Annotated in this window: 32 protein-coding genes; 8 read left to right on the top strand and 24 right to left on the bottom strand. The window is 68.6% G+C overall.

Going from position 1 to position 26693, the window contains the following annotated elements; translation table 11 throughout:
- Position 1 precedes the first annotated feature (1 nt).
- From frr to ABZ909_RS11160, 3 genes are all read right to left on the bottom strand, one after another.
- Positions 2-559, bottom strand: coding sequence for a ribosome recycling factor (gene frr, locus ABZ909_RS11170; protein ID WP_356997798.1), 558 nt, complete (start codon positions 557-559; stop codon positions 2-4).
- Positions 560-595: 36 nt separating this feature from the next.
- Positions 596-1330 carry a UMP kinase gene (pyrH, locus tag ABZ909_RS11165; RefSeq protein ID WP_040859803.1) on the bottom strand — a complete coding sequence of 245 codons (735 nt, stop codon included), beginning with the start codon at positions 1328-1330 and terminating at the stop codon, positions 596-598.
- A gap of 158 nt (positions 1331-1488) precedes the next feature.
- Positions 1489-2361: a helix-turn-helix transcriptional regulator gene (locus ABZ909_RS11160; protein WP_356997797.1), complete on the bottom strand. Its 873-nt coding sequence runs from the start codon at positions 2359-2361 to the stop codon at positions 1489-1491.
- Between the two features lie 106 nt (positions 2362-2467).
- On the opposite strand from ABZ909_RS11160, the gene ABZ909_RS11155 reads away from it, so the two are divergent.
- Together ABZ909_RS11155 and ABZ909_RS11150 are read left to right on the top strand one after the other, a co-directional pair.
- On the top strand, positions 2468-3352 hold the full coding sequence (locus ABZ909_RS11155) for an NmrA/HSCARG family protein (RefSeq protein WP_356997795.1): 885 nt from the start codon (positions 2468-2470) through the stop codon (positions 3350-3352).
- Positions 3353-3362: 10 nt separating this feature from the next.
- The gene (locus ABZ909_RS11150; protein ID WP_356997793.1) at positions 3363-3887 is read left to right on the top strand and encodes a cupin domain-containing protein; all 525 of its coding nucleotides are present in this window, start codon (positions 3363-3365) and stop codon (positions 3885-3887) included.
- Positions 3888-4228: 341 nt separating this feature from the next.
- Here ABZ909_RS11150 and tsf read toward each other — a convergent pair whose 3' ends face one another.
- Positions 4229-5044 (bottom strand): translation elongation factor Ts, encoded by an 816-nt coding sequence (gene tsf / locus ABZ909_RS11145; RefSeq protein ID WP_356997791.1) that lies wholly within the window; start codon positions 5042-5044, stop codon positions 4229-4231.
- Positions 5045-5152: 108 nt separating this feature from the next.
- A complete protein-coding gene (gene rpsB / locus ABZ909_RS11140; RefSeq protein WP_356997790.1) occupies positions 5153-6004 on the bottom strand; it encodes a 30S ribosomal protein S2 in 852 nt (283 codons plus the stop codon).
- A gap of 257 nt (positions 6005-6261) precedes the next feature.
- Between rpsB and ABZ909_RS11135 the strand changes: the two genes are divergently transcribed.
- The 3 genes from ABZ909_RS11135 (at position 6262) to ABZ909_RS11125 (ending at position 8079) form a co-directional block, all read left to right on the top strand.
- Positions 6262-6765, top strand: a complete 504-nt coding sequence (locus ABZ909_RS11135) for a GNAT family N-acetyltransferase (RefSeq protein WP_356997788.1) — start codon at positions 6262-6264, stop codon at positions 6763-6765.
- A 298-nt stretch (positions 6766-7063) separates the two neighbouring features.
- Positions 7064-7561 (top strand): M23 family metallopeptidase, encoded by a 498-nt coding sequence (locus ABZ909_RS11130; RefSeq protein ID WP_356997923.1) that lies wholly within the window; start codon positions 7064-7066, stop codon positions 7559-7561.
- 2 nt (positions 7562-7563) lie between these two features.
- Positions 7564-8079 (top strand): DUF1990 domain-containing protein, encoded by a 516-nt coding sequence (locus tag ABZ909_RS11125; RefSeq protein ID WP_356997786.1) that lies wholly within the window; start codon positions 7564-7566, stop codon positions 8077-8079.
- An 11-nt stretch (positions 8080-8090) separates the two neighbouring features.
- Here the strand turns inward: ABZ909_RS11125 and ABZ909_RS11120 are convergent, their stop codons facing one another.
- The 13 genes from ABZ909_RS11120 to ABZ909_RS11060 form a co-directional block, all read right to left on the bottom strand.
- On the bottom strand, positions 8091-8453 hold the full coding sequence (locus tag ABZ909_RS11120) for a hypothetical protein (protein ID WP_356997785.1): 363 nt from the start codon (positions 8451-8453) through the stop codon (positions 8091-8093).
- Positions 8454-8694: 241 nt separating this feature from the next.
- Positions 8695-9456 carry a siderophore-interacting protein gene (locus ABZ909_RS11115; RefSeq protein ID WP_356997784.1) on the bottom strand — a complete coding sequence of 254 codons (762 nt, stop codon included), beginning with the start codon at positions 9454-9456 and terminating at the stop codon, positions 8695-8697.
- Positions 9457-9540: 84 nt separating this feature from the next.
- Positions 9541-10332, bottom strand: coding sequence for an N-formylglutamate amidohydrolase (locus tag ABZ909_RS11110; protein WP_356997782.1), 792 nt, complete (start codon positions 10330-10332; stop codon positions 9541-9543).
- Positions 10333-10337: 5 nt separating this feature from the next.
- Complete coding sequence (locus tag ABZ909_RS11105; protein ID WP_356997781.1) at positions 10338-11261, bottom strand: tyrosine recombinase XerC; 924 nt, start codon at positions 11259-11261, stop codon at positions 10338-10340.
- 375 nt (positions 11262-11636) lie between these two features.
- Complete coding sequence (gene dprA / locus ABZ909_RS11100) at positions 11637-12791, bottom strand: DNA-processing protein DprA (RefSeq protein WP_356997779.1); 1155 nt, start codon at positions 12789-12791, stop codon at positions 11637-11639.
- A gap of 296 nt (positions 12792-13087) precedes the next feature.
- Positions 13088-14596 carry a YifB family Mg chelatase-like AAA ATPase gene (locus ABZ909_RS11095; RefSeq protein ID WP_356997777.1) on the bottom strand — a complete coding sequence of 503 codons (1509 nt, stop codon included), beginning with the start codon at positions 14594-14596 and terminating at the stop codon, positions 13088-13090.
- Between the two features lies 1 nt (position 14597).
- Positions 14598-14954, bottom strand: coding sequence for a YraN family protein (locus ABZ909_RS11090; RefSeq protein ID WP_356997775.1), 357 nt, complete (start codon positions 14952-14954; stop codon positions 14598-14600).
- An 86-nt stretch (positions 14955-15040) separates the two neighbouring features.
- The gene (locus ABZ909_RS11085) at positions 15041-15346 is read right to left on the bottom strand and encodes a DUF2469 domain-containing protein (RefSeq protein WP_040859817.1); all 306 of its coding nucleotides are present in this window, start codon (positions 15344-15346) and stop codon (positions 15041-15043) included.
- 43 nt (positions 15347-15389) lie between these two features.
- Positions 15390-16040 carry a ribonuclease HII gene (locus tag ABZ909_RS11080; RefSeq protein ID WP_356997921.1) on the bottom strand — a complete coding sequence of 217 codons (651 nt, stop codon included), beginning with the start codon at positions 16038-16040 and terminating at the stop codon, positions 15390-15392.
- Between the two features lie 132 nt (positions 16041-16172).
- Positions 16173-16868 (bottom strand): signal peptidase I, encoded by a 696-nt coding sequence (gene lepB, locus ABZ909_RS11075; protein WP_356997919.1) that lies wholly within the window; start codon positions 16866-16868, stop codon positions 16173-16175.
- A gap of 245 nt (positions 16869-17113) precedes the next feature.
- Positions 17114-17455, bottom strand: a complete 342-nt coding sequence (gene rplS / locus ABZ909_RS11070; protein ID WP_033086110.1) for a 50S ribosomal protein L19 — start codon at positions 17453-17455, stop codon at positions 17114-17116.
- Positions 17456-17619: 164 nt separating this feature from the next.
- Positions 17620-19302 (bottom strand): thiamine pyrophosphate-binding protein, encoded by a 1683-nt coding sequence (locus tag ABZ909_RS11065; protein ID WP_356997773.1) that lies wholly within the window; start codon positions 19300-19302, stop codon positions 17620-17622.
- Between the two features lie 36 nt (positions 19303-19338).
- Positions 19339-20274 carry a hypothetical protein gene (locus ABZ909_RS11060; protein WP_356997771.1) on the bottom strand — a complete coding sequence of 312 codons (936 nt, stop codon included), beginning with the start codon at positions 20272-20274 and terminating at the stop codon, positions 19339-19341.
- A 157-nt stretch (positions 20275-20431) separates the two neighbouring features.
- On the opposite strand from ABZ909_RS11060, the gene ABZ909_RS11055 reads away from it, so the two are divergent.
- Positions 20432-20641, top strand: a complete 210-nt coding sequence (locus tag ABZ909_RS11055) for a TOBE domain-containing protein (RefSeq protein ID WP_213557048.1) — start codon at positions 20432-20434, stop codon at positions 20639-20641.
- An 81-nt stretch (positions 20642-20722) separates the two neighbouring features.
- A complete protein-coding gene (locus ABZ909_RS11050) occupies positions 20723-21079 on the top strand; it encodes a VOC family protein (protein ID WP_356997917.1) in 357 nt (118 codons plus the stop codon).
- A 260-nt stretch (positions 21080-21339) separates the two neighbouring features.
- Here ABZ909_RS11050 and ABZ909_RS11045 read toward each other — a convergent pair whose 3' ends face one another.
- The gene (locus ABZ909_RS11045; protein WP_356997915.1) at positions 21340-23649 is read right to left on the bottom strand and encodes a Tex family protein; all 2310 of its coding nucleotides are present in this window, start codon (positions 23647-23649) and stop codon (positions 21340-21342) included.
- Positions 23650-23858: 209 nt separating this feature from the next.
- On the opposite strand from ABZ909_RS11045, the gene ABZ909_RS11040 reads away from it, so the two are divergent.
- Positions 23859-24107, top strand: a complete 249-nt coding sequence (locus tag ABZ909_RS11040; RefSeq protein ID WP_356997769.1) for a hypothetical protein — start codon at positions 23859-23861, stop codon at positions 24105-24107.
- 6 nt (positions 24108-24113) lie between these two features.
- Here the strand turns inward: ABZ909_RS11040 and ABZ909_RS11035 are convergent, their stop codons facing one another.
- From ABZ909_RS11035 to rpsP, 5 genes are all read right to left on the bottom strand, one after another.
- Positions 24114-24440: a DUF732 domain-containing protein gene (locus ABZ909_RS11035; RefSeq protein ID WP_356997767.1), complete on the bottom strand. Its 327-nt coding sequence runs from the start codon at positions 24438-24440 to the stop codon at positions 24114-24116.
- 13 nt (positions 24441-24453) lie between these two features.
- Positions 24454-25149, bottom strand: coding sequence for a tRNA (guanosine(37)-N1)-methyltransferase TrmD (gene trmD / locus ABZ909_RS11030; protein ID WP_356997765.1), 696 nt, complete (start codon positions 25147-25149; stop codon positions 24454-24456).
- A 4-nt stretch (positions 25150-25153) separates the two neighbouring features.
- Positions 25154-25690, bottom strand: coding sequence for a ribosome maturation factor RimM (rimM, locus tag ABZ909_RS11025; protein WP_356997763.1), 537 nt, complete (start codon positions 25688-25690; stop codon positions 25154-25156).
- Entirely contained in the window at positions 25691-25933 is a 243-nt protein-coding gene (locus tag ABZ909_RS11020; protein ID WP_356997762.1) for an RNA-binding protein, read from the bottom strand. It lies immediately after the preceding gene.
- Positions 25934-26015: 82 nt separating this feature from the next.
- A complete protein-coding gene (gene rpsP, locus ABZ909_RS11015) occupies positions 26016-26453 on the bottom strand; it encodes a 30S ribosomal protein S16 (protein ID WP_356997761.1) in 438 nt (145 codons plus the stop codon).
- Positions 26454-26693: the final 240 nt, after the last annotated feature.

Raw genomic sequence — 26693 nt, 5'->3', positions numbered from 1 at the left:
CCTAGACCTCGAGGAGCTCAGCTTCCTTGTGCTTCACCAGTTCGTCGACGTGCGCGACGTACTTCTGCGTGGTCTTGTCGAGTTCCTTCTCGGCGCGGCCGACCTCGTCCTCGCCGGCCTCGCCGTCCTTCTGGATGCGGCCGAGCTCGTCCATCGCCTTGCGGCGGACATTGCGGATCGAGATCTTGGCGTCCTCGCCCTTGGACTTGGCCTGCTTCACCATTTCCCGGCGGCGCTCCTCGGTGAGCTGCGGGACGCTGACCCGAATGATGTCGCCATTGTTGGTCGGGTTCACCCCGAGGTCCGAGTTGCGGATCGCGGTCTCGATCGGCTGCAGCTGGGCCTGCTCGTAGGGCTTGATGACGAGCATGCGCGGCTCGGGCACCGTGATGGAGGCCATCTGGGTGATCGGCGTCGGCGAACCGTAGTAGTCGACCACCACTCGCGAGAACATGCTGGGATTCGCGCGCCCGGTCCGAATGGAGCCCAGATCGTCCTTCACCACCGAGACGGCCTTCTCCATTTTTTCCTCGGCGTCGAAGAGCGCTTCTTCAATCACGGCGATTCCTCCACTGCGTCATCGTTCTTGTCTCGGTCATGACCGGACCAGCGTGCCGATCTTCTCACCGGCGACCGCGCGGGCGATATTTCCCTTGGTCAACAGATTGAACACCAGCATGGGCATCTGGTTGTCCATACACAGGCTGAAAGCGGTGGCATCGGCGACCTTCAGGCCGCGCTCCAACGCCTCCTTGTGGGTGATCTCGGTGAACATGGTGGCGTCGGGGTCCTCCCGCGGATCCGCGGTGAAGACGCCGTCCACGGCCTTGGCCATCAGGACCACCTCGGCACCGATCTCCAGTGCGCGCTGAGCGGCGGTGGTGTCGGTGGAGAAGTAGGGCATGCCCATGCCCGCGCCGAAGATCACGACGCGGCCCTTCTCCAGATGCCGTTTGGCGCGCAGCGGCAGGTACGGCTCGGCGACCTGCCCCATCGTGATAGCGGTCTGCACCCGGGTGTCGATGCCCTGCTTCTGCAGGAAGTCCTGCAGCGCAAGGGAATTCATGACGGTACCGAGCATGCCCATGTAGTCCGAGCGGGCCCGCTCCATACCGCGCTCCTCGAGCTCGGCGCCGCGGAAGAAGTTGCCGCCGCCGATGACGACCGCCACCTGGACACCGGTCTCGACGACCTCGGCGATCTGCTCCGCGACCGCCTGCACCACATCGGGATCGAGACCCACCCGACCACCGCCGAACATCTCGCCACCGAGCTTGAGGAGCACTCGGCGGTAGCCCTTGCGATCGGGGGCGGTATCCGGATCCGTCATCGGTCTCCTTGTCTCGGCGGTCGAGCGTGCGCACGCACATGAAAAGACCATCCCGGACGATGAATTGCACGGGACGGCAACAAAGCTCTATCTATCCTGCCTCACGACGGGTGGCGAGCGTGACCCGACCCTCGATACAGCCTACCGATTCGTGACGTTTACCCGATTTGCCCGGCCGCCAGGACCGCAGCGATTCGCTCGCCGGCGACCGGCGTGGCGGGGGCCTGCACCACCATCAGCAGGTTCGGGTACTCGACCGGGCGCAATTGGAATACTTCGAGTTCGATCGGCCCGGCCTGCGGATGACGCACGGTTATGGTGGCGGGCCGGAATCGGCGCACCGGATACTCCGACCACCAGCGACGGAAGTCGGGGCTGACAACGGACAATTCCGACACCAGGGCGGCCAGGCGGGGATCGTCGGGGCGGCGGCCCACGGCATCGCGCACCTGACTGACCACCGCGCGCGCCGCACGCTCCCAATGGGCCATGCGCATGCGATTCGCGTTCTCGGTGAACATCATCCAGAGCAGATTGCGGCGTTCCGGCGGCAGGGCGAGGGGATCGTCACGGACCAGCACATAGGCCCGATTCCAGACCAGATAGTCGAATCCGGCGTCGTACACGCTGGCCGGACTGGGCATGACGGCGTCCACCAGGCGCTGCAGCCGAGCCCGGTCGGCCTCCGGCTCGGCGTCCTCCGGCTCCGCGAGACCGGCCAGAAATCGCAGGTGGCGATGCTGATCGGGATCCAGCCGGAGGGTGCGGGCCAGGGCGTCGATGACCTGCCGGCTGGCCGCCACCTCGCGCCCCTGCTCCAGCCACGTGTACCAGGTCACCCCCACCCCCGACAGCTCGGCGACCTCCTCCCGCCGCAATCCGGGCGTGCGCCGCCGCGCCGGATCGCCGTACGGCACCAGGCCCACGTCCCCCGGCTGCAACCGGGCCCGCTGCGCCCGCAGGAACTCGCCCAGCTGCGCGTGCCGGGCGGAGACGTGATGCGAGCCGGAAGTGCCGTTGCCGCTTACCATTCGGCCGTCCCCCTGTACAGAGACCTGCCTAGCATTATCGCCACCAGGACAAGCCCGCGCGCGGCTTCCTACCGTCGAATCGAGATCGACGCGACGGGAGCTGGAGATGAGCGCAGACAACGGACCGGTACTGGTCGTCGGAGCAACCGGGCGGCAAGGCAGCGCCACCGCCACCGCACTGCTGGAGCGGGGCCGGCCCGTCCGCGCCTTCGTCCGGAATCCGGACGCACCGCAGGCCCGCCGGCTACGGGACGCGGGGGCCGAGCTCACCGTCGGCGACCTGGACGACGAGGAATCGCTGCGGACGGCCATGGACGGCGTACACGGCGTCTTCCTCATGCTGACCATGATGGACGGCGTCCACATCAGCCTGGCCGCCGTCGCCGACGAGGAGCGACGTGGGAAAGCGGTGGCCGACCTGGCCGCCAAAGCCGGTGTCGCACACCTGGTCTACAGCTCGCTGCACGGGGTCGGAGCGGGCTCCGGCATCGAGTACTACGACGCCAAGGAGCACATCGAGGACCACATCCGCGCCCTCGGACTGCCCGCGACCGTGCTGCGGCCGGTGTCGTTCATGGACAATTTCGCCACCTACAACCGGCCGTCCCGCGACGGAAACCACCTGGTCCTGGCCCTGCCGGTGCCGCCGGACCTGCCCATGCCGCTCATCGCCATCCGCGATATCGGCCGCTTCGCCGCCCTGGCCTTCGACCGCCCCGCCGAGTTCCTGGGCCGCACCCTGGACCTCGCCGGCGACATCCCGACGCCCACGCAGATCGCCGAAACCCTCTCGCGCGCAGCCGGATTGGCCCCGCGGACCGTCCAGGTCCCCGTCGAGCAGATCCGCGCCTTCGACGAGCAGGTGGGAAAGATGTTCGCCTTCTTCAACTCCCGCCCCGCCCCGGCCATCGACGTGCCCGCCCTGCGCACGGCCCTCCCCGACCTGATGACCCTCGACGCCTGGCTGACCGCCACCGACTGGACCCTCTGAGGAGCACACCATGACCGACGGACTGCTGGCCGCCGACGGACTGCTGCTGCCACCCGGTGCGGGCGAGCAGGTGCAGCCCACCATGACCCTCAAGGTCGGGGCCGACCACTCCGATGCCTGGTCCGCCTTCGAGGCCGAGGTCCCGCCCGGTTTCGATGTCGGCGCCCACTGGCACGGGCACGCCGAGGAGATCTTCTACATCGTCGACGGCGAACTCGACCTGCTGGCCTTCCACCCGGAAGCCGAGGCCGTGGGCGACTGGCTCACCTGGCAGGCCGCCGACGGCACGCCCGTCTACCGCGGCGGCCCGGGCAGCTTCATGTACGTGCCCGCGGGCTGCCCCCACGCCTTCCACAATCCCGGAACCACCACCGCCAGAATGCTTTTCATGGTCACCCCGGCCGGGCACGAGAAGTACCTCGCCGAGCTGAGCGACCTGCTCCTGTCCGGTTCGGCAACCACCGAGGCCATCTCCGAGCTACGCCTGAAGCACGACATCCACCAGCTGACGGCGCTACAGAACCGACCCACCTGACACCCGGCCCCGGGAAGCATTGCCCAGAAACAGGGGGCGCTCAATCCCATTTAAAACAAAGTCGTTTCTCGCGGCGGCCCTCGTCACCGTCGCGGGCCCCGCCGTGGCCGACGTTCTCCTCACCCCAGCCACCGCCGAGCCGATCAGCCTCGGCGACGGGACCGGCGCAACCCCGACGCCGGCCAACGCCACCGGTAGCGGGCCCAGGATCCTCGGCCACGTGTGGAGAGGCGGCGTCAGCTGCAACCCCGGTCTCCACTAGCAGTGGAACCGTGCAACGGAAAAGGCCCCTCGCTCATCGGAATCCGATGAGCGAGGGGCCTTTTCGATGCTTCAGGCGATTACGCCTGACCGACCTCGAAGCGGGCGAAGCGGGTGATGGTGACACCGGCCTCGTCCAGCTGCTGCTTGACGGTCTTCTTGGACTCGGTGACCGACGCCTGCTCCAGCAGGACGACGTCCTTGTAGAAGCCGTTGACGCGACCCTCGACGATCTTCGGCAGCGCGGCCTCCGGCTTGCCCTCTTCCTTGGCGGTGGCCTCGGCGATCTCGCGCTCCTTGGCGACGAACTCGGCCGGGACGTCCTCGCGGGTCAGGTACTTGGCCTTGAGGGCCGCGACCTGCATGCCGGCAGCGCGAGCGGCGTCGGCATCGGAACCGGTGTACTCGACCAGCACGCCCACGGCGGGCGGCAGGTCGGTGGCACGCTTGTGCAGGTAGACGGTGGTGGTGCCGTCGAACGTGGCGACGCGGCGCAGCTCGAGCTTCTCGCCGATCTTGGCGGCCAGCTCCTGCAGCACCTGGTCGGCGGTCTTGCCGTCGACCTCGACGGCCTTCAGGGCGTCCAGGTCGGCCGGGCGGGCCTTCGCGGCGGCGGCCACGATGGCATTCGCGACGTCCTGGAACTCCTGGTTCTTGGCGACGAAGTCGGTCTCGGAGTTGATCTCGATCAGGACGCCGTCCTGCGCGACGACCAGACCCTCGGCGGTGGCGCGCTCGGCGCGCTTGCCGACATCCTTGGCGCCCTTGATGCGCAGGAACTCGACGGCCTTGTCGAAGTCGCCCGCGTTCTCCTCGAGGGCCTTCTTGCAGTCCATCATGCCGGAGCCGGTGAGCTCGCGGAGCCGCTTCACATCGGCGGCGGTGTAGTTCGCCATCTCGGGCGAGCCTCCCTTTGTGAGTGAAAGTCTGTGGGGGTCACACCTTGCCGACCGTCATGGAACATGAGCGGTCGGCAAGGTGAACAGATGCCTCGCGGCTGGAAATCAGAAGTCGGCCGGGGTCTTGGTGGCCGGGTCTTCCTTCAGCTCGGCCTCGGCCGCGGTCTCCGGCTCGGCGGCCGGGGTGGCCTGAGCCAGCAGCTCCTGCTCCCACTCGGCGAGCGGCTCGCCGGCGCCGGCCTCGGGCTTCGCATCGCCGGTGGCACGCGCGGCACGAGCCTGCACGCCCTCGGCGACGGCGGAGGCGACAACCTTGGTCAGCAGCGCGGCCGAACGGATCGCGTCGTCGTTGCCCGGGATCGGGTAGTCGACCAGGTCGGGGTCGCAGTTGGTGTCCAGGATCGCGATGACCGGGATGTTCAGCTTGCGAGCCTCACCGACGGCGATGTGCTCCTTGTTGGTGTCGACAACCCAGATGGCCGAGGGAACCTTGGCCATGTCCCGGATGCCGCCCAGGGTGCGCTCCAGCTTGTTCTTCTCACGCGTCAGCATGAGGATTTCCTTCTTGGTGCGACCCTCGAAACCGCCGGTCTGCTCCATCGACTCCAGCTCCTTCAGGCGCTGCAGCCGCTTGTGGACGGTCGAGAAGTTGGTGAGCATGCCGCCCAGCCAGCGCTGGTTCACGTAGGGCATGCCAACGCGGGTCGCCTCGGAGGCGATCGACTCCTGGGCCTGCTTCTTGGTGCCGACGAAGAGAACGGTGCCGCCGTGGGCAACGGTCTCCTTGACGAACTCGTAGGCCTTGTCGATGTAGGTCAGCGTCTGCTGCAGGTCGATGATGTAGATGCCGTTGCGGTCGGTGAAGATGAACCGCTTCATCTTCGGGTTCCACCGGCGGGTCTGGTGACCGAAGTGCGCGCCGCTATCGAGCAGCTGCTTCATTGTTACGACAGCCATGGCTCCGTAACTTCCTCTCGTTGCTGGTTGACACAGGAATCGGCGATTCCTGCCCTGGCGCTCACGGCCACCGGAACCCTCCGAAAACGAATCAGGGGGACCAGCCGGCGACACTCACTGTGGGCGCGCGAAGTCGGTCTGCGCTCTCGCAAACCGCTGGATCAGTTTACGCAGCGAACGCGTCAGACCGAAATCGGGCCCAGGGGGTGTGCCTTACTCAGGTGCGCAATCGCAGGTCAGCGGCCTACGGTGGGGCAATGCTCCGAACCGGGCGACTGACGCTCACACCGGTGTGCGCGAGCGATCGCGACGAACTCGTGGCGCTGTGGCACGACCCGCTCGGCCGCGAATTCCTGTTCGACGGCGAAATGCTCTCCCCCGGTGAGATCACGCGGATCATCACGAATTCCGAAAAGAGTTTCGCCACCGCGAATTTCGGGCTCTGGGCAATCCGCGAAAGGAGCGGCGGGCCACTGCTCGGCACCGCCGGATTGCGCGAGCTCGACGGCGGTCCCGACCTGGAGATCGTGTACAGCCTGACCCCGGCCTGCTGGGGCGGCGGCCTGGCAGGCGAGGCCGCAGCCGTGGTCCTGGACTACGCCTTCGACACGCTCGGGCTGGATCGAGTCCTGGCCGAAATCGACGAGGGCAACACCGCATCACGAGCCGTCGTCGAACGACTGGGAATGCGTCCTTTCGGAACCGTTCCCGGCGTACTCGGCCCGATGATCCACTACGCCCTGACGCGACCGCGCAACTGACATTCACGCTGTCCACAACCGGTCGTGTCATCCACACTCGCCGCGCACCCGCTCGCCCACCGCCCCACCACGGAGCAGTCTGATTCCCATGCCCTCACCCCCACACGATCCACCGCCTCCCACCCGGCACACCGGTGTCTCGGCCGTGCCGTCCATGACGGCTTCGAATGCCGCGGGCGCTTCCTCGGGACTGCACACCAGATCTCGGCTCGCATCGCGTGCGCATGGTCCGGGCGGCACGGTCGTCCGAGTCGTGGCCGGAGCGTGCGCGACGAGCCTGATCGGGCTGTGCACCGCCATGCCTGCCGCCGGCGGTGCACCAGCGCCCGGCGGCGATTTCGACTGGCCGCTGCGGCCGCGGCCAGGGGTGGTACGCGCCTTCGACAAGCCCGAACACGACTGGTTACCGGGGCATCGCGGGGTGGATCTGGCGGGTGACCAGGGTCAGGTGGTGCTCGCGGCCGGGGACGGGATCGTCGTCTTCGCGGGAATCGTGGCCGACAAGCCGGTTGTCTCCATCGACCATCCGGGCGGGCTCCGGACGACCTACGAGCCGGTCACCGCGGCAATTCCCGTGGGCCGCAGGCTGACTCGCGGCACACCGATCGGGCTGCTGGAGGCCGGACACCCACCCTGCTCTCCATGCCTGCACTGGGGTGCGCGGCGGGACGGCGAATACCTCGATCCGCTCGGGCTGCTCCACCGCACTCCGATCCGGCTGAAGCCCCTCACGGGCGATATCGCAGCCCGCCGTAGCCGCATGGACGTAAATTTCGAAACCGAGCGAGGATGGTGACCATGTCGCAGCAGCCCGCTTCCACGCCCTTCACGTACTCCGATGTCGGCGCGACCGCGGGTGAATATCCGCCGGGCTACGACCATTTCCGGCTGCGCAGGCACATCGGTTCGGGCCGAGCGCTGTTCGAGCAGGCGGCGGAACACATTCTCGGGTACGGGATGCAGCGCGGTACCGGGATCTTCCAGGATGCGACCACGCCGGTCGCCGAGCCGGGGACCGAACTGACGGTGCGGCTCGGGCTGGGGCCGATCGGGGTGAGTGCGCCATGCCGGGTCGTCTACGTGCTCGACGAGCCGCATCGGCGCGGGTTCGCCTATGGGACGCTGCCCGGCCATCCCGAGAGCGGTGAGGAGTTGTTCTGCGTCGAATACGATCCCGCCGATGACTCGGTCCACGGGGTCATTGCCGCGTTCTCGAAGCCGGGCGCCTGGTACACCCGGCTCGGCGGACCGATCGTGCGGCTCATTCAGCGCTGGTTCGCACACCGATACATCGGAACCATCCGGCCGCGCTGAGGCGCGCGCCCTCAGTCATCCGCGAGGTGAGCGGAGAGGGCGGCGGCCTCGGCGCGGAGCGAGGCGGCACGGTCGGCTCCACCGGAGAGCGCATCGTATTCCTGTGCGGCAGTGAGGCGGTCGTCGATCTCGGCGCGCACGATGCCGGCGATATCGGATTCGGTGAGGTCGCGACGGACGCGTTCGGCCGCACCCAGCCCCACGGCACTGGATTCGATGGCGCCAGCACGAACATCGGAACCGTCCACGGCTTCGGCATTGTCGATGGCGCCCAGGGCCGAACGAAGCGCCGCGGTGGCACTGCGATCGCGGGCCTTCATCGCCGTGGGAAGCGCGGCGCGCAGGCGTTCACGCAGGGAGGATGGGGTCGTCATGATCATCGACGCTACCCGCTCGGGTTTCGGGAATGCTCTTGGCGTGGTGGGGTACTCGGGCAGCGCCATATCGTCCGCCCCAACGGATTCGAGCTGATCGACGAGGGACTCGTCCGATCCCTCCCACAGCAAGCCGCGCGGTGTTGTCTCTGTGCTGAGGGACGCTCGGGATCGGCCCGCGGCCCGCTGCAGATCTGTGCGGCGGCTGCGGGCAGCACCCCGTCCGGGCGGAGCGGACCGGCTAAATGCTTGCGGGCGTGGTCTTTTCGCGTTCGGCGAGCTCGGACTTCCAGCGGCGGAAGCCCTCTTCGGTGCGGCCACGCCGCCAGTAACCGGAGATGGATGCCCATTCGGCGGGGACGCCGCGGTCCTTGCGGAGGTAGGGGCGGAGGTCGTGCATGACGGCCTGTGCTTCACCGTGGATGAAGACCTGCGCCTGGCCGTCACGCCAGGGGGCGGAGTGGACGGCGGCGGCGAGGCGCACTCCCGGGTCGTCCTCGCCGCGGTGAATCCAGGTCAGCTCCACGCCCTCCGGGTGCGCGAAGGCGAGCTCATCGTCGGGACCCGCGACCTCCACGAATACTTGTCCGACCGCATCGGCGGGCAGCGACTCACAGGCCGCGGCAATGGCGGGGAGCGCGGATTCGTCGCCGGCCAGCAGATGCCAGTCGGCGTCGGAACGCGGGGCGTAGGCGCCGCCCGGGCCCATCAGGTCGATGGTGTCGCCCGGCTGGGCCGCGGCGGCCCACGGTCCGGCCACACCCTCGTCACCGTGGTAGACGAAGTCGATGGCGAGCTCCTGCGCGGCGCGATCCACCTCGCGCACAGTGTAGGTGCGCACGGTGTCGCCACCGGCACCGGGGAAGACCAGTTTGACGTAGGCGTCGGTGCGGTCGTTGGGCTGGAAGGACGCGAAGCCGGGGCCACCCAGCCGGACCCGGATCAGGTGATCGGTCAGTCGGATCGTGTTCTGGACCACCAGCGTGATGCGTGTGCGCGCCAAAGGAAACCTCCATAATTAGGATTACCTAAGTGACGCTAGCACGAATTCCGATAGGTCGTCGATAGTATTTCGATAAGCAGTCGGTCACCGGATATCGGCAATGAGCGCGGCCAGGGCGGCGGCCAGGCGATCGATTCCGGAGCCGGGCGGGCCGCCGGGTTCGGTCAGGTACAGGTCGCGGCGGATCTCCACCATCAGGGCGGTGACGCGAGGTTCGCTGCCGTAGAAGTCCAGCGGCACATAGGTTCCCGCGAACGGGCTGTTGACGCCGACGCCACCGAAATCAACGAAGGCTCCGGCAGCACGGGTGAGCAGTTCGGGCGGCGTATGGAAGGCGTTCGCGCCCAGGCAGATCGGCGGGCGTGGTGCATCACCGTGCAGCTCATAGGGCAGGGGCTCAGCCGGGTAGGAGTGGACGTCGATGATCACCGCGCGACCGGTCGCCGACAGGCGATCGGCGACCAGATCCGTCATGGCCTGCGCATAGGGGTGGAAGTAGCGGTCCAGCAACGACGCGGGATCGAAATCCGCCGCCCGCAACAGCATCCGGTCCGTGGTGGCGGTGTACACCGTGCCCATGCCGACGGCGAGCATCTCCTCCCGCTCGTCCGGAAAACGCTCCGGGTCGACGACCAGCCGGGACAGCCGGTTCACGAATTGCCATGGCCGGGTGGGCGACAGGCGTGCGGCCGCGTCGGCCAGTCGCGCGGTATGGGCGTCGGTGATGGCGTCGAGCTCACGATCGAGAGCCCGGTCATCGAGCAGCAGCTCCGCGCGGACAGCGGCGGGAATCGTGCGCGCGGAGTGCGGAACATGCAGCACCACAGGCGAATCGGCGGCGCCGGGCAGCAGTTCGGCCGAGTCGGGAATTCGCATGACCGTCAGGCGCGCGGGTGGGCTTGGTCGTGCACCTTTTTCAGCCTATCGATCGACACGTGCGTGTACAGCTGTGTGGTGGCCATGCTGGCATGGCCCAGGATCTCCTGCACCACACGCAGATCGGCCCCACCCTCGAGCAGATGGGTGGCCGCGGTGTGACGGAAACCGTGCGGGCCCATATCGGGTGCGCCCGGAATGGCGGAAACCACTTCGTGCACAACCGTTCTGGCCTGCCGCTGGTCGATCCGGCGCCCCCGGCGGCCCAGTAGCAGCGCGCGCCCGGACTCCGGGGTGGCGAAGACGGCCCGCCCGAACCGCAGCCAGCCGTCCAGAGCCTGCTCGGCGGGCGCGCCGAACGGCACCGCCCGCTCCTTGTTCCCCTTGCCCAGCACGCGCACCAGCCGCCGTTCCCGATCCACGTCCTCGATGTCGAGCCCGCACAGCTCGCTCACCCGGATCCCGGTCGCGTACAGCATCTCGACAATCAGCCGATCCCGCAAGGCCATCGGATCATGCTGCGCCGCACCCGATTCCGCCGCTGCCATGGCCGCCCGCGCCTGCTCGCGGCCCAGCACCGACGGCAGCACCCGGTGTGCCCGCGCCGACCCCAGCCGCGGCCCCGGATCCACCGCCAGCCGCCCCGTGCGCGTCAGCCAGGCCGTGAACGTCCGAGCCGACGAGGCCCGCCGCGCCATGGTGGTCCGCGCCGCTCCCCCCGCCGCCTGCGCCGCCAGCCACGACCGCAGCAACGCCAGATCCACCTCCCCCACACCGGAATCCACCGCCCGCCCCAGCAAATGCTCCAGCAACCCGCGCGCATCACCGACATACGCCCGCGCCGTATGCTCCGACCGATTCCGCCCCAACCGCAAGTGCCGCCCATACTCGGCCAGCAATGCCTCCAAATCCTCGGGCAGCTCACTCATCCCCCCACGCTGACCCGAATCCCGCCACATATCAAGCACCCTCGCCGCCGTGCCCATCACACGGCCCGGCCACCAGTGGTTGTCCATGTCCGGCGCCGCATTCCTATGGGGGAGCTTCACGCAGGTCACCGGGGCGGATCGACAGATGGGGCGAATCCGTTCGTCGTGTGGATCATCCGAGCTGGAGACCGGGAACGATGCCGATGGCGGCGCGCACGGGTCGGTGGAGACAGCCGACCCAGCCGGGCCCGCCACGACACGGAGACTGCTCGGCGGCAGAGCGCCATTACCCAGGCCACGGTTGTTTTCGGCCTGGCTCGAGCCCCCATCCCGGCCTGGACTTCCGCGGCGGTCCTGTGAGAGCGGGCCGGTCGGTCAGCGATGTCGGTCGTGGGCGGCGACTATGGCGGCGGTGGCCGAGGTTCCGTGAGTGGTGCGGTACCAGCCGTTGCCGTCGCAGGCGACCAGGCCGGCGATCTCCAAGGCGGACAAGGTTGCACGGACTGCGGGCAGTGAGAGGCCGGTGTCGACGGCCACCCCACGAGGCAGGCGAGAACCGGTGTTGGGGAGGGCGGCGAAGACCACGGCCTCGTCGCCGGAGAGGTTGTCCTCCGGGCTGGGTGGGACCGTGCCCGGGAGGGACAGGCGCAGAGGCCCGGCTTCATCCAGAACGTCCTCGGCGCGGGTGACGATGAAGGCTTCGCCCTCGCGGATCATGCGGTGGCAGCCGACCGAAGCCGCCGAGGTGACCGGGCCGGGCACGGCCATCGCGGGTCGGCCCAGCCGGCGGCACCATTTCACCGTATTGCGCGCCCCGCTGCGCATCCCGGCCTCCACCACCACGACGCCGTCCGCGAAGGCGGCTATCAGCCGATTGCGGGCCAGAAAATGGTGCTTGCGCGCGGAGGTGCCGGGCGGGTACTCGGTGACCACCAGACCCGTGTCGACGATCTCGGCCAGCAGCTGATCGTGCTGAACGGGATACGGACGATCCGGACCGCAGGCGAGCACGGCGATCGTCATACCGCCGACGGCCAGCGCGGCCCGGTGTGCCATCCCGTCGATCCCGAAGGCCGCCCCGGACACGATCGTCCACCCGCGCGCCGCGAGCTCACCGGCAATCTCGCCGGTCGCATGATTCCCGTACCCGGTGCTGCACCGCGCCCCCACCACCGCGATCGCCCGCTCGGTGGTCTCCAGCAGCGACCGCGGCCCCCGCACCCACAACACCAGCGGCACAGCCGCATCCGCATCCTGTGCCGGATCCAACTGCCCCAGCCCGAGCATCCGCCAGGCCGGCCACTCCGCATCATCCGGCGTCACCACCCGCCCACCCAACCGCTCGATATACGCCACATCCCTTTCCGCCCGCTCGATCCCCCGCCGCAACTCCGTAGGCCCCCGCAACACCTCGGGCAATGCGCACTCCCGCACCGCGCGCGCCGCCTCCACCACCCCCACCGACCCGATCAACGCCGACAACGCCGCGCAGGGCCCTTCCACCACCCGCGACAAATACACCCAAGCCAACCGCCGCTCCTCCGCATCCCCGCCCGCGACTGCCCCGCCGACAGCGCCTTTCGCGCCGTGCTTCGCCCCCGTCCACCCGGAGCCCCGGCCGAATTCGCCGACGTAACCGGGTGCGCGTGACCCGGAATCGGTTATATCGACGGAACCAGGCTGCCCGAGTCCGGTGTCGGTCACACAGGCAGCACTTCGAGAGGCCGGCGCAGCCGACGCTCCCGCCGCCACATCCCCTGAGGCCGAGATGGATTCGTGGCGTACACCAGTGCGCTGCATCGAATCGGGGTTGCCCGTCGTCTCGCTCATGCTCCACCTCGCTGTCGAAAGCTCAATGCCTGCAGGACGTCCTGGGCGCTGGGCACCGCACCGCCACGCAAGTCGCAGACAGTCCAGGCAACTCGAATGGCGCGGTCGGCGCCGCGGGCGGACATGCGGCCGTGCTGGAGTGCGTTCTCGACCGGGGCGAGCGCCTCACGGGGCAACCGGAAGCGTTGGCGGAGCACGTGACCGGGGACCTCCGCATTGGTGGTCATGCCGAGTTCGACCCATCGTTTCGCGGCCGCGTTCCGTGCCGCTGTCACGCGGGCGCGGACCTCCTCGCTGCTCTCGACCTCGTCGCCGGTGAAGGCTCCGGCGGCCTGGGCGTGCATCTTCACCGAGAGATCGATGCGATCCATCAGCGGGCCGGAGAGTTTGCCGAGGTAGCGGCGGCGGGCCAGGGGCGCGCAGATGCAGTCGATATCGCGGGCGGGTGCGCACGGGCACGGGTTGGCCGCGAGGACCAGTTGGAAACGGGCCGGGAAACGGGACACCCCGTCCCGGCGCGCAATGCGAACCTCGCCTTCCTCCAAGGGAGTTCGCAGCGCTTCGAGGACCTTGCTGCCGATCTCGGCGCACTCGTCCAGGAACAGGACGCCGCGATGGGCGCAGCTGACTGCCCCGGGCCGGGCGGAACCCGAACCGCCGCCGATCATCGCCGCGACCGACGACGAATGATGGGGTGCCACGAACGGCGGCGCGGTGATCAGCGGGGCATCGTCGGACAGCGTGCCCGCCACCGAGTGAATCGCGGTCACCTCCAGGGAATCCCGTTCGCGCAGCGGCGGCAGCAAGCCCGGAAGCCGTTGCGCCAACATGGTTTTCCCGACGCCGGGCGGGCCGGTCAGCAACAGGTGATGCCCGCCCGCCGCGGCCACCTCCAGGGCCCAGCGCGCCTCGTCCTGGCCCACCACCTCGCGCAGGTCCCCGATCGATGGCTCGCCCGTCGGCTGGACGGGATCGGGAGGTGCGAGCTCACCGCCTCCACGCAACCAATCCAGTAGTTCGAGCAGGGTCGACGCCCCCAGGACGCGAATGCCGTCGACCAGGCCCGCCTCGGGCAGGGCGGCGGTCGGGACGATGACGACGCGCCGCCCCGAATTCCGCGCCGCCAGTACCGCCGGGAGTATGCCGCGCACCCGGCGCACACGGCCGTCCAGCGCCAGTTCACCCAGCAGCACCGAATCCGAGAGGCGGTTGGACGGGATCGCCCCGGCCGCGTCCAGCACGGCACCGGCCAGGGCCAGGTCGTACACGCTGCCGACCTTCGGCAGCGTGGCCGGGGACAGGGCGAGTATGACGCGGCCGTCGGGCCACTTCTCGCCCGTATTGGTGACGGCGGCGCGGACGCGGTCGCGGGACTCCTGGAGGGTGGTGTCGGGACGGCCGACCAGATGAACCGAGGGGAGGCCCTGGCCGATGTCGGCTTCTATTTCTACGAGTTGACCCTCTACGCCGTTGACGGCGACGGAATAGGCTCTGCCCAAAGGCATTTCAGAACACCGCCTTCAGGTGGCGGATCTCCGGGGTGCGGCCCGGACGCAGGAGGACGGCGACCACGTCGAAGCGGATGCGCAGATGCGGGCCGTTCTGTTCGCGCAGCCAGCGGGTGGCGAGCTCGCGAATGCGGCGTTGCTTGAGGTAGGTGACGGCTTCCTCGGGTGGGCCGCAGGTCAGGGTGCGGCGGGTTTTGACCTCGATGAAGGCCGTCACCTCGCCCTCGCGGGCGATGACGTCGAGCTCGCCGAAGCGGCATCGCCAATTGCGGGCGACAATCTCCATGCCGGCGGCGCGGAGAAAGTCCGCGGCCAGTTCCTCCCCCTGCGCTCCCAGCGCCAGATGCTGTGCCATTCAGCCAGCATGGCCGGGCCCGCGACGGACCCGGCCATGCCGAACTGGGAAAACAGTGAGCCTGTGGATAACCTGCGGCTTGTGGACTAGTCGGGAAGCCGCAGGTCGGTCTTCTCCAGCTCCTCGATATTCACGTCTTTGAAGGTGATCACGCGAACGTGCTTCACGAAGCGCGCCGGCCGGTACATGTCCCACACCCATGCATCCGACATCCGTACCTCGAAGTACACCTCGCCATCGGCGTTCTGCGGCCGCAGTTCGACGGAATTGGCGAGGTAGAAGCGACGTTCGGTCTCCACCACGTACGAGAATTGCCCGACGATGTCCTTGTACTCGCGGTACAGGGATAGCTCCATCTCGGTTTCGTACTTCTCGAGGTCCTCGGCGCTCATCGGGTGGAACGTCCTCCTTGTCGCCCAACTGGGTGTAGAAACATCATCCCGCATACGCCGTGTCGGTAGCCACCCGGCCGGTCTCCCGGACGTTTCGCCACGATCGGCGGTGCTCTGGGGTGATGCCGAGACGGGTCAGCGCTTCATTGTGCTCGGGGGTGTTGTAGCCCTTGTGGGCGGCGAACCCGTAGCCCGGGTATTGCTCGTCCATCTCTACCATCATGTGGTCACGGGTCACCTTGGCCAGCACGCTGGCCGCGGCGATGCAGGCCGCCGAGGCGTCACCGCCGATCACCGGCAGCGACGGCACCGGGATACCCGGCACCCGGAAACCGTCGGTGAGCACGTAGCCGGGCACCGGATCCAGCCCGGCCACCGCACGCCGCATGCCCTCGATATTGGCCACGTGGATGCCGATGGCGTCGATCTCCCAGGCCGGGATGACCACCACCTCCCAGGCCAGCGCGAGCCGCTTGATGATGGGGAACAGCTGTTCGCGGGCGTTCTCGGTGAGCTTCTTCGAGTCGTCGAGACCGGCGAGGGAGGTGTAGGCCTTGGGTGGCAGCAGGCAGGAGGCCACCACCAGCGGGCCCGCCGCGCAGCCGCGCCCGGCCTCGTCGACGCCCGCGACCGGGCCGAGGCCGCTGCGGATCAGCGCGGCTTCCAGGGTGCGTAGCCCGCCCGCCTGCCGCATGACCACGCGCGGCGGCCAGTCACCGCGGTCGATCCGCTGAATCTTCTTGCCGCCGCTCGCCTTCCGGTTCACGCCGGGCTCGGCGGTCCTCACCATCTTCCCCACCGGTCGATTATCCCGCGATTCTCGGTTCTACTGCGGGTCCTGCGCCCGGACCGGGCCCATCCGGCTCGGCGGCCAGATCTTGAACACGGCCTTGCCGCGCACGTCCTTCACCGGAACGGTGCCCTGCAGCTCGTCCTTCATGTGGTAGCGGGAGTCGGCGGACTCGGCGCGGTTGTCACCCATCACCCACAGGTTGCCGGCGGGCACCTTGATCTCGGGGAAGGCCCGGCCGCCCGCGTTGAACTGCACGTCCGGGTGCTGGGCGTCGAAGGGGTTGTTGAACTTCACGTACGGCTCGTCGAGTGGCTTCCAGTCGGCGCCGGGGCTGTCGTCCTTGACCAGGATCCGGCCTTGCGCGTCACAGCATTTGACCGATTGCCCACCCGTGGCGATGACCCGCTTCACCAGATCGTTCTCGTCCGGCGGCACCAGGCCGAAGAAGGACAGGAAGTTCTGCACCCCGCGCACCACGGTGGTGGAGGAGCGGATCGACTTGTAGTGGCTGTTCCACGAGCTGGTCGGGCCGACGAACACCACCACGTCACCCGGCTCGGGATCGCCGAAGTAGTAGCTCAGCTTCTCGACATAGATGCGGTCGCCGGTGCATCCCGCGCAGCCGTGCAGGGTGGGTTCCATGGACTGCGAGGGAATGACGTAGGGCCGGCCGATGAAGGTCACCAGCAGCGCCACGATCAGCGCCGCGAAACCGATCAGGATGGGCAGTTCCTGCCAGAACGGGCGTTGCTTCTTCTTCGGCTTCGGCTGGGGGGTCCCGGGGGCCTCGGGCGTCTCCGCCCCATTGCCATCGCCCGACCCGGACTTCGTCACCGACTCGCTCTCGTCTGCCACCGGAACAGAGTAGCCCGGCACCGCGAAGAACCATGCGGTGCCGGGCTACTCGTTGTCGGCGAGCCGACTGCCGTTCCTGCGCCGAACCGTCCACCGGCTCAGCGGGAGCTGCGACTACTTCAGCGCTTTTCCTTGATCTTGGCGGCCTTGCCGCGCAGATCGCGCAGGTAGTACAGCTTGGCGCGACGCACGTCACCGCGGGTCACGACCTCGATCTTGTCCAGGTTGGGGCTGTGCACCGGGAAGGTGCGCTCCACGCCGACACCGAACGAAACCTTGCGCACGGTGAAGGTCTCGCGGATGCCACCGTTCTGGCGGCGGATGACGACGCCCTTGAAGACCTGGATGCGCTCCTTGTTGCCTTCGATAACCTTCACGTGCACGTTGACCGTGTCACCCGGGCGGAAGTCCGGGATGTCGCTGCGCAGCGAGCTTGCGTCGACGAAGTCGAGGGTGTTCATGTCCGTCCTTATTGGAGTTCGCGCGAACAGAGGAACCTGGCGGCTACCCGGGGAGGGTGCTCTACCGGTTCGTGCTCCGGATATTTGGGCGGTGCCCGGGCGCAGAGCGTCCAAAGCAACCTGAGCATTGTGCCAGACGCGGGGATCGTGCGGTTAATCGGCCCCTACGTGCGGGTATTCGCGGGGGTGAGGGCGGCGGCGAGGTCCGAGACCAGCGGCGGGTAGTCGGTGGTGCCGGTGACCACCTGCAGGAACACCAGTCGGTCCTGCTCGTCCGTCGCGGCTGTCAGACAGTGTTGCAGCTCGCCGACCGTGGTCGCGCGGAGGGTGAGGACGGACTCGGCGTCGCCGCCGAAGGCGTGCGGGAGTTCGAGCCAGCGCCACGGGGCGATGTCGTTGTACGGGGCGGCCGGACCGTGGATGGCGCGTTCGATGGCATAGCCGTTGTTGTCGACCAGGATGATCACGCCGTTCACCTGCTCGCGGATCCAGGTGCCCAGCTCTTGGATCGAAAGCTGGGCCGCGCCATCGCCGATGACGAGGACCGCGCGACGGTTCGGGCAGGCGATGCCCGCGCCGAGGGCGGCCGGGAGGGCATAGCCGATCGAGCCCCACAGCGGCTGGCCGAGAAAGGTGATGCCGGTCGGCATGCGGAGCGTGGCCAGGCCGAAGAAGGCCGAGCCCTGGTCGGCCACGACAATGTTGCTGTTGCCCAGCGCTGCCGCGACCAGGGGCCAGAGGGCGGCCTGGGTGAGCGGGGCGTCCACGGCGAGCGGGGCGTCCGGTGCGGCGGTCGCCGGGGCGGGAACCGGTGCGGGACCGGCGAATTCGGGGGCGAGCTCGGTGAGGATCTCCAGGGCCGCGGTGAGCGACAGGGGCGCGAAGGCGTCGACGCCCCCGATCACCGTGCGCTCGGGACCGATATCGAGGGTGCGGTGCGGGTCGATGCGGTGGCTGAAACCCGCGGTGATGCTGTCGGTGTACTGGACTCCGACCGTCACCAGGCGGTCGGCGTCCTCGACGGCGGCACGTAGCTGCGGCGGGGAGGCCGCGCCGGTGTAGACGCCGAGGAAGTTCCGGGCGGATTCGTCGACCACGGTCTTGCCCCAGGCCAGGGTCGCGTGTGGGAGTCCGTGCGGTTGTCCCGGGGTCGGGCCGACCAGGGAACGCAACCGGTCGGTAGCTCCGACCCGGTCCACGAAGATGTCCGCGAGGACGGTCACCCGACGGCCGCCGAGAAATTCGCGTGCCGCCTGCGCGAAGGCTGCCCGCGCGCCCTTACTCGAGAAGTCGGCGGGCGGCGCCAGCGGCGTCGCGGGCGGGGACACCTCCACCCGCGCGGTATCCGTGGCCAGCATGAGATACCCCGGACGGCGGTGCACGCGAACCGAATTCAGCACCCGGTCGATCTCCTGGCAGGCGTCGGCCGCGCCGAGATCGGCCTGCGCACAGGTGACCTCGGCGGCGATGCGGCGGAAGTGGTGGAAGTCGCCGTCGCCGAGAGTGTGGTGGATGACGCGGTGACCGGCCTGGACGTCCTTGGCGGGCACACCGACGATGTGCACCACGGGCACATGCTCGGCGTAGCTGCCCGCGATGGCGTTGACCGCACTCAGCTCGCCCACGCCGTAGGTGGTGACGACCGCGCCGATACCGCGCAGGCGGGCGTAGCCGTCGGCGGCGTAGCCGGCGTTCAGCTCGTTGGCGCTGCCGATCCAGCGGATGCCGGGGTGGGCGATGACATGGTCGAGGAACTGCAGATTGAAATCGCCGGGGACGCCGAAGATTTCGGTGACGCCGAGTTCCCGGAGCCGATCGAGCAGGTAGTCGCCGACAACGTAGCCCATGGGTCAACACTGGCACGCCGACCGAGAGTCAGCAACTCATTGGCTATCTACCGATTCCGGGGGACGCTCCACGGACTTGGGCTCGAAGGGCTGATCCACGTGCTTGCGCCCGGGAAGGAGGTGCAGGTGGGCCGAGGGCGGCGCGGGCGGGGCCGGGACCACGGTCCGGGCCAGCTCCTCCTCGGCGGCGCGGAGCACGTGCGCGGCATCGGGCTTGCCCGCCAGCAGGTCCTGCACGAAGATCTTGGCCCGGATCACCGGGCGGCGATAGCGGCGCTCGCGCCGCACCGCACGCCGCATGAGGCCCGAGCCGGCGGCGTAGCGCCAGCGCGCCCAGGGTGCGCCCGGGCGGCTCAGCCGCAGCGCGCCGATGACCAGCAGCGGCGGGAAGAACATTCCGAACAGACCGGTCCAAATCTTGCCCTTGGCAATGACCATGGCCGCCAGCAGCAGATTCCCGAACGCGAACACGATCGTGAACAGCCGCTCTGGCACATTCTGATCGGTCCGGAGATCACGGATATTGCCGATGTCCAGCAACCACAGCGGATGGAAACCGAGCAGCAGCAGCCCGGTCACGGCAAGGGCCACGAACACCGCATCGACCGACGTGCGGCCCTGCTCCTCCCAGTACACGTCGCGCAGGTAGTAGATGAGCGCGAACTCGTCGAGTACCAGCGCCGCGCCGAGCCCGAAGACCGCGGCCAGCGCACTGATCACGCCGACGCTGCTCTGATACAGCGTCACGAACCCCATGCCGGAGCCGAGCACCAGGATCACCCCGAACACCATGTGGTGGATGTGCACGTCCCCGGCCCGCACATTGCCCGGCCACCAGCGCACCTGTTTGCGGATAAGCCGCACGCTGATTCGGATCAGCAGGAACCCCACGATGAACCCGAGAAGCAGACATGCCAATGGCAATCTGCCGTGCGCCACCACGACATCTTCCCACCACCGATGCAAGCGCATGCCCGTGTCGCCTCCGAAACCCTCGTGCGAACGCCAACCCCCGCCACGCTACCCGCGCCGCCGACCCACACGGAAAGATCACATTCGATCGCAACGTGATAGAGCAACCTTCCAGCCACCATCGAAACGGCGACCACGGGTGACTAGGCTCACCACCATGCGACTGAGCACACGAAACCAACTCGATGGAACAGTCACCCAGGTCACCCGCGGCGAGGCCATGGCGGTGGTACGCATCCGCCTCGCCGGCGGTGACGAGATCACCTCCTCCATCACGCGCGACGCCGCGGACGATCTGGGTCTCGCCGACGGCACGCCAGTCAAGGTCCTCATCAAATCCACCGAGGTCTCCCTCGGCGTCGAGTAACCCACCACGAGCACGCCGAGGCGCCCCCGAACCGGGACCGCCTCGGCGTCTTCATTCTTCGGAGCTTCCATGCCGGACGACATCGCCTTCGAGGGCGTCGCCCCCGTGATCCCGGTCCTCGACCTCGACGCCGCCCTGGCCCGGTATCGCCGCCTCGGTTTCAGTGTCCACGCCTACGAGGGCGACGCCCGCTACGGCTTCGCCGACCGCGGGCGCGTATCCCTGCACCTCACCGAGTGGGACGAACACGACCCGAAACGCACCGCCGCGGCCATCTACCTCTATGTCTCCGACGCCGACGCGCTGCACGCCGAGTGGGCCGCCGCAGACCTGCCCGGCCGCCTCACCACCCCGGTCGACACCGATTACGGCCTAAGGGAATTCGGCTACGTCGACCCCGACGGCACCCTGCACCGAGTCGGCTCTCCGCTGAGCTAGCCGCGTCGCCGTGTGCGCCCGGGGAGATCCCGCGTTCGCGGTGCAGTCACGACGGCAGCGACGTCAGCCTACGGCCATGGGAAGCGGTGCGGCGGCAGCCCGATCGCGTGAGCCACCCTGGGACCGGTCGCGGGCGGCAGTGCCCGGACCCCCGAGAGACCATCTTCTGGGTGCGGTTGCCGTGTCGGTCCGAGTTCGGAAACGGCCGTCCGGCCGGACCCGGTGGGGTGCGGCCGGACGGGTGGTTCGGGATCGGCTGGTCAGCGACCGAAGCCGGCGCGGCGGAGGGCGTCGGCCATCGAACCGCTGGGGGCGGGCTGGTTGCGGTTGCCGCCACTCTGACGTTGACCGCCCTGGCGCTGGCCACCCTGGCCGCCCTGGCGGTTGCCGCCGCGCTGGCCGCCGCCCTGGTTGTTGCGCGGGCCGCGGTCGGCGCGGTCGGACTTGGCGTTTCCGGGCTCGTCGTCGAGGCGCAGGGACAGGCCGATGCGCTGGCGCTGGACGTCGACCTCGAGGACCTTGACCTTGACGACGTCGCCGGACTTCACGACCTCGCGGGGGTCCTTGACGAAGTTGTGGGACATGGCCGAGACGTGGACCAGGCCGTCCTGGTGGACGCCGATGTCGATGAAGGCGCCGAAGGCGGCCACATTGGTGACGACGCCCTCGAGCACCATGCCGGGCTTCAGGTCGGCGACCTTCTCGATGCCCGCGGCGAATTCCGCGGTCTTGAATTCGGGGCGGGGGTCGCGGCCGGGCTTCTCGAGCTCGGAGATGATGTCGGTGACGGTGGGGACACCGAACTGCTCGTCGGTGAAGTCGGCCGGACGCAGCGCGCGCAGGGCCGAGGTGTTGCCGATGATCTCCTGAATGCCGCGGCCGCTGGAGTCGAGGATGCGACGGACCACCGGGTAGGCCTCGGGGTGCACGGCGGAGGTGTCGAGCGGATCGTCGCCGCCACGGATGCGCAGGAAGCCCGCGCACTGCTCGAAGGCCTTGGGGCCCAGGCGCGGCACATCCTTGAGGGCCGCGCGGCTGCGGAACGGGCCGTTGGCGTCGCGGTGCGCCACAATGCTTTCCGCGACCGAGCCGGAGATGCCGGACACGCGGGACAGCAACGGCACCGAGGCGGTGTTGACGTCGACGCCGACCGCGTTCACCGCGTCCTCGACGACCGCGCCCAGCGAGCGGGCCAGCAGCGTCTCGGATACATCGTGCTGGTACTGGCCGACGCCGATGGACTTCGGGTCGATCTTCACCAGTTCGGCGAGCGGGTCCTGCAGGCGGCGGGCGATGGAGACCGCACCGCGCAGCGAGACATCCATGTCCGGCAGTTCCTGCGAGGCGTAGGCGGAGGCCGAGTACACCGACGCGCCCGCCTCGGAGACCACGATCTTGGTGGGCTTGTTCTCGGGGATGCGCGAAATCAGTTCGGCGGCAAGGGCGTCGGTCTCGCGGGAGGCGGTGCCGTTGCCGATGGCGATGAGCTCGACATTGAAGCGGGCGACCAGCGCGCCGAGCACCGCGAGCGACTTCTCGGTCTGGCCCTGCGGCTTGTGCGGATAGATGACCTCGGTCGCGACCGCCTTACCGGTCGAGTCCACCACGGCCACCTTCACGCCGGTGCGGTAGCCCGGGTCCAGGCCCATCGTGGTGCGGGTACCGGCGGGCGCCGCGAGCAGCAGGTCGCGCAGGTTGGCCGCGAACACATCGACGGCATCACGTTCGGCGGACTGCCGCAACCGCATTCGAGTGTCGATGCCCATGCTGACCTGCAGCTTGGTCCGCCACGCCCAGCGCACGGTATCCAGCAGCCAGGAGTCGGCGGCGCGGCCCTGATCGGCGATGCCGAACTTGACGGCGATGCGGCCCTCGTAGATCGAGCGCTGCCCGTCTTCGAGCTCCTCGGTGTCGGGTTCCAGGTGCAGGTTGAGCACCTCTTCCTTCTCGCCGCGCAGCAGCGCCAGGATGCGGTGCGAGGGCAGCTTGCTGAAGGGCTCGGAGAATTCGAAGTAATCGGCGAACTTCGCGCCCGCCTCCTCCTTGCCGGCGCGCACGGACGAGGTGACCTGTCCGCGTTCCCACATGAGCTCGCGCAGTTCACCGACCAGGTCGGCGTCCTCGGCGAAACGCTCCACCAGGATGGCCCGCGCGCCGTCGAGCTGTTCGGCATTGTACTGCGCGGGATCGGTGGTCGGGTCGGTCAGCAGTGCGTCGGCCACGGGCTCGTGCCCGGCCTCGCGTGCGATCTGCGCCTTGGTGCGCCGCTTGGGCTTGTAGGGCAGGTAGATGTCCTCGAGGCGGGCCTTGGTCTCGGCGAGCATGATCTGCGCGTGCAGGGCCTCGTCCAATTTGCCCTGACCACGGATGGATTCGATGATCGAGCCCCGGCGCTCGTCGAGTTCACGCAGGTAGCTCAGGCGCTCGTCGAGAGTTCGTAGCTGCGCATCGTCGAGCCCGCCGGTGACTTCCTTGCGGTAGCGGGCGATGAACGGCACGGTCGACCCGGCGTCCAGCAGTTCGACGGCGGAGCGCACCTGCTCCTCGCGCACCCCCAGCTCGTCGGCGATACGCCGGCCGACGCTGGCGAGGCGGACGGTGCTCTCGGTGCTCGCTGCACCCGTGGATGCGGCACCTGCGGATGCTGCGCTGACGGTTTCGGAGGCTGTCGTCACGCCCGCAGACACTACCGCCGCCACCCGACACCCGGTGCAAGGCCCACTCACGATTCGGTCACCATCCCCGCGACAGCGAGCCGGAACCGCCGCCGCACGCCGACGTGAGCAGCGGCAATGCGGTTTTCACGCGCATTCGGCAGAGCACGGACCACAGGGCACGGCTGATCGCCCACGACCCGAAGAACGGCCACCGCGCCGTGGTGCTCGGTCGCGGCCCGACGGCTGCGGGTGAAAAGCCTGCCCTCACCATGAATCTGGACGTTCCGAACGCCCACGTCTGTTCGGCGCCGTGGGGTGTCCTGGTCGCGGGCCCGGGCGACAGCTACGCGGTCATACCGGCCGAGCGCTGAGCGGGCTCAGCCGAAATCCCTTGGGGATGCCTTGAATTCGGGGCAGTAGACGGTGACGGCGGCGCGGATGAGCGTTTGCTCGTAACCCCACTCGTCGGTCGCCACGACCGGAGTGCCCGCGCGCAGCCGGGCGCAGATGTCCTTGCCCTCCGCGATCAGGCGCTGCCCGTCCGCGGTGTCCTCGTAGCCGGGCGACGCGACGGTCTGGTCACCCAGGTGACTCAGGAAGAGCGCATCGAGGTTGTCCGCGACCGCCTTGCCGCCGCTGAACATCGCGGCGAACAGGGCCAGTCCGGCCAGCGTCGCGCTGAGAAATCCTCTGGTTTCACGCATGACCGACTCTCCTTCAGGCATGGCCCAGGTTATCCGGTAGGAGGTCGGGCCTGCGTTCGGCCGTGCGGCGCAACGACTGTTCGTGCCGCCACCCGGCTATCTTGGCGTGGTTGCCGGACAACAGGATTTCGGGGACGTCGAGGCCGCGCCAGGACACCGGCCGGGTGTAGGAGGGGCCTTCCAGCAGACCGTCGGAGAACGAATCCTGTTCGTGGGATTGCTGATTGCCGAGGACGCCCGGGATCAGCCGGACGAACGCCTCGGTCATGACCAGCACGGCGGCCTCGCCGCCGATGAGCACGTAGTCGCCGATACTGACCTCTTCGACACGCACCCGGCGCGCGGCATCGTCGAAGACGCGCTGGTCGATGCCCTCGTAACGGCCGCAGGCGAACACGATGCGCTGTTCGGCGGACCACCGTTGCGCGGTCTCCTGCGTGAACGGGACGCCCGCCGGAGTCGGCACCACCAGGAGCGCGTCGTCCGGGCACACCTCGTCGAGGGCGTCGCCCCACACGGTCGGCTTCATGACCATGCCCGGCCCGCCGCCGTACGGGGTGTCGTCCACCGACTTGTGGACATCGTGGGTCCAGCGGCGCAGGTCGTGCACCTCCACCTCGAGCAGACCCTTGTCGATCGCCTTGCCCAGCAAGGCCGCTCGCATCGGCTCGAGGTATTCGGGGAAGATCGTGATTACGTCGATTCGCACGGCGCTACTCCGGGTCCAGCAGGCCCTCGGGCGGGTCGATGACGATCAGGCCGTCGGCGACCGACACCGTCGGCACCATGGCCAGCACGAACGGCACCAGGATCTCCCGGCCCGCGGGCGGGAACGCGTCCCCGGCCTTGATCGAAAGCAGTTCTCCCGCAGCGGAATGCAGCACCTCGTTGACGGTGCCGACTGCGGTGCCGTCGCCGAGTTCGACGCGCAGGCCCTCGAGTTCGTGATCGTAGTACTCGTCCGGGTCCTCCGACGGCGGCAGATCCGCGGAGTCCACCACGAACAGCATGCCCCGCAACGCATCCGCGGCCGTGCGGTCGGCGACGCCGTCCAGACGCAGGAGAAGCCGGCCCGAGTGCTCCCGGACCGACTCCACTTCGAATTCCTGCGTCTGCTTCGCGCGCGGCAGCTTCCCCTTCAGGACGCTGCCGGGCGCGAACCGCAGTTCCGGCTCGTCGGTACGGACTTCCACGACGAGTTCGCCACGCACACCGTGCGATTTGGCGACCCGCCCGACGACCAGTTCCATCTACTGATCCGTGTCGACCACGTCGACGCGAATGCCCTTACCGCCGATCCCGGCGACCAGGGTGCGCAGGGCGGTCGCGGTACGACCGCCACGACCGATCACCTTGCCCAGATCATCCGGATGCACGTGCACCTCGACGGTCCGGCCACGTCGGCTGGTGATCAGCTCGACGTGGACGGCGTCGGGATTGGCGACGATGCCGCGCACCAGGTGCTCGACGGCGTCGGCGACAACGGCGCTCATGCCTCCACCTCGCTAGCGCTCGGCTCCGGCATGACCGCCGAGGCGGCCGTGCCGTTGGTTCGCTCGCTGCGCTCGCTCACGGCTACTCGGCGGCTTCGGTGGTGGCCTCGGCCTCGGCGGCCTCGTCCTTCTTGGCGGCCTTCTTCTTCGGGGTGACGGCCTCGGCGACCGGCTCGTTCTCGGCGGCAGCCAGCGCGGCGTTGAACAGGTCCAGCTTGGACGGCTTCGGGGCCTTGGTCTTCAGGGTGCCCTCGGCGCCCGGCAGGCCCTTGAACTTCTGCCAGTCGCCGGTGATCTCCAGCAGACGCTTCACCGGCTCGGTCGGCTGCGCGCCGACGCCCAGCCAGTACTGAGCGCGCTCCGAGTCGATCTCGATGAGCGACGGCTCTTCCTTCGGGTGGTACTTGCCGATGGACTCGATGGCGCGGCCGTCACGACGAGTACGGGCGTCGGCGATGACGACGCGGTACTGCGGGTTGCGGATCTTGCCCATACGGGTCAGCTTGATACGAACAGCCATGAGCTGATGCCTTTCAAATGGTTGGTCACGTCGCAATTCAGCAGCCCACACGAGGTGGACCCGGTTTTGCGTCAAGTGCTGTGACCGCCGCGCGGTACGGAACCGGAGACGGGCTGACACTGTCCTCGATGAGGACGGTCGTCCATTCTGCCAGAGCACCGGCGGCCCGGAGAAATCGCCCCGACCCGGCCCCGGAAACACCACAGCCCACCGGGTACGACCCCGATGGGCTGCGTCTCA

The organism is Nocardia sp. NPDC046763 (genome assembly GCF_040645495.1).
In the GTDB taxonomy this organism is placed as follows: domain Bacteria; phylum Actinomycetota; class Actinomycetes; order Mycobacteriales; family Mycobacteriaceae; genus Nocardia.
This window is presented reverse-complemented; position numbering and strand designations above follow the sequence as displayed.